Below are 1,991 nucleotides of genomic sequence, written 5' to 3' on the forward strand. Positions count from 1 at the left end.
CTGACCGCACTTCGCGGTCAGGGCCAGTGCCGTTGGCGCTGAGGCGTTTCTCCGGCGCGTCGGGCCGGTGCGCTGTGTCGGCTCGTCTCTCCGGCTCAGTAGGCGGAGTTGACGTTGTCGATGGAGCCGTAGCGGTGGGCGGCGTAGTTGGCCGCGGCGGTGATGTTGGCGACCGGGTCGGTGAGGCTGTCGGCGGTGCCCGCGACGTGGTAGGTGTCGAAGGTGGGCTGGATCACCTGGAGCAGGCCCTTGGAGGGGATGCCGTTCCGCGCGTTGATGTCCCAGTCGTTGACGGCGTTGGGGTTGCCGCTGGACTCCCGCATGATGTTGCGGTGCAGGCCCTCGTAGCTGCCGGGGATGCCCTTGGACTGCATGATGTCCAGGGCCTGGCGGATCCAGCCGTCCAGGTTGTTCGCGTAGCGCGGGGCGGCCGGCTTGGGCGCGGCCTCCTTCGGCGGCGCTATCTCCTTGCGCTCCGTCGAGCGGTTCGCGGCCTGCTGGGCGGCGTGGCCCTGCTCGGCGACGGCGGTGACCTTCAGGCCGTCCGCGACGGACACGCTCTCCTGCTTCTTGTCCTCGCTCGCCTGGGCCTTCGCCACGACCGGCAGGCCGTTGGCGCCGACCGGCTTCACCGCGGCCGACGCGTGGGCGGCCGGGGTGGCGGCGTTGCTCGGCGCCGCGGTCAGGGCGAGGGCCGCCGCGCAGCTCGCGGTGGCCACCAGCGCCGCGGAGACCTTGTGCGTGCGGGTGATGCGGGCGGTGCGGGGCAGGGAGAAGCCGGGCATGGGCATGCGGAACTAACCTCTTCCAGGGCTGGGTTGCGGGTTGCTGGCCTTCGGTGGCTCGTGAGGACCGAGGGTCGGTGCCGCGCTCGCCGCTCTGGCGGAGTCCGCAGGCTTGTTCTCGGTGCTACCGGAAACATGGTTAGCGCCGGCCCGGGATGGTGGCAATGATGCCGTGTACTACCCATCTTCGTGCGTTAGGGCGAAATGCCCGAGATAAATGCCGGAATTCAGGGCGTACGCCGGACCGCTGTCGACTAGCCGCCTTCGTACGTGACGTACGTCGCGTGCCGGGCATCACCGTTCACCACCCCCGCGGCGCCCTCCGGACCGGCCGCCGAGTTGCCCGGGTCACACCCCCGGCCCCCCTCCGCCGACGCCGCTCAGATCTCCAGCAGCCGTGCCGCCAGGTGCTCGATGCGGTCGTGCCAGGCGTCCCGCGCCGCCTCCGCGTCCGCGCCCCGCGGTCCGGTCTGCGTCAGGACCAGGCGGGCGCCGTGCCCGGTGCCGCGGCCCAGCTCCCAGCGGACCGTCCCCTGCGGACGGCACCGGTAGGCGAGGACGGACGGCTCCCGCACCTCGGTGACCGGCCCGGCCGACGCCTTTCCGGAGGTGAACCCCTCCGGGGGCGGGCTCGCCCGCGGCCGGCTCGTCACCCCCGGTCAGTACCGCCCACACCGTCTCCGCGGGCCGCACCAGCTGCCGCTCGAATCGGATCCGCGGCCCCTCCGTCGTCTCCTCGACTGCCCCGTGCCCGAGATCGAACTGTTCCAGATACGCCTCGTGCAGCTCGCCCGAGTCGGGCTCCACTGCCGGTGACTCCCCGTCGAGCAGCTGCGCGAGCGCCGACAGGCACAGGTGCCAGCCGGACGCGAAGCTGGCGGCGCCGAAGCGGTCGCCGAAGGTGTGCACCAAGGTCAGCAGCGAGCCGTCCGGATCCGGCGCGACCTCCCAGCGGAGGTGGTCATCGCCCCAGGTGAAGGCGTACAGCCGGGGTTCCTCGACGTCGGTGACCGTACCCGTCATGGCGGGGCCGCTCACCTGCGGCATCAGGAAGGTGATCGGGCCGCCGGTCCGCAGTTCGACCGCGACGTCGCAGGGGAACCACCGCCCCGTCCGCGCCGGGTCGGTCAGTGCCGACCAGACTTCGTGCGGCGGATGCGCCAGCCGCCGCTCCATGCGCAGCGCCGTCCGGCCGCCGGCGGCCGG

At 72.5% G+C, this 1,991-nt stretch carries 2 protein-coding genes; both read right to left on the reverse strand.

Features of this window, described 5'->3' with window-relative positions; genetic code table 11:
• Nucleotides 1-95 precede the first annotated feature (95 nt).
• Entirely contained in the window at nucleotides 96-785 is a 690-nt protein-coding gene (locus ACO1BR_RS34050) for a transglycosylase SLT domain-containing protein (RefSeq protein WP_426799008.1), read from the reverse strand.
• 348 nt (nucleotides 786-1,133) lie between these two features.
• The coding region (locus tag ACO1BR_RS34055) for an SRPBCC family protein (RefSeq protein ID WP_426798966.1) at nucleotides 1,134-1,991 on the reverse strand (858 nt) is incomplete at its 5' end.

Origin of the sequence: Streptomyces sp. YGL11-2, from assembly GCF_050054615.1 — a bacterium.
Lineage (GTDB): Bacteria > Actinomycetota > Actinomycetes > Streptomycetales > Streptomycetaceae > Streptomyces.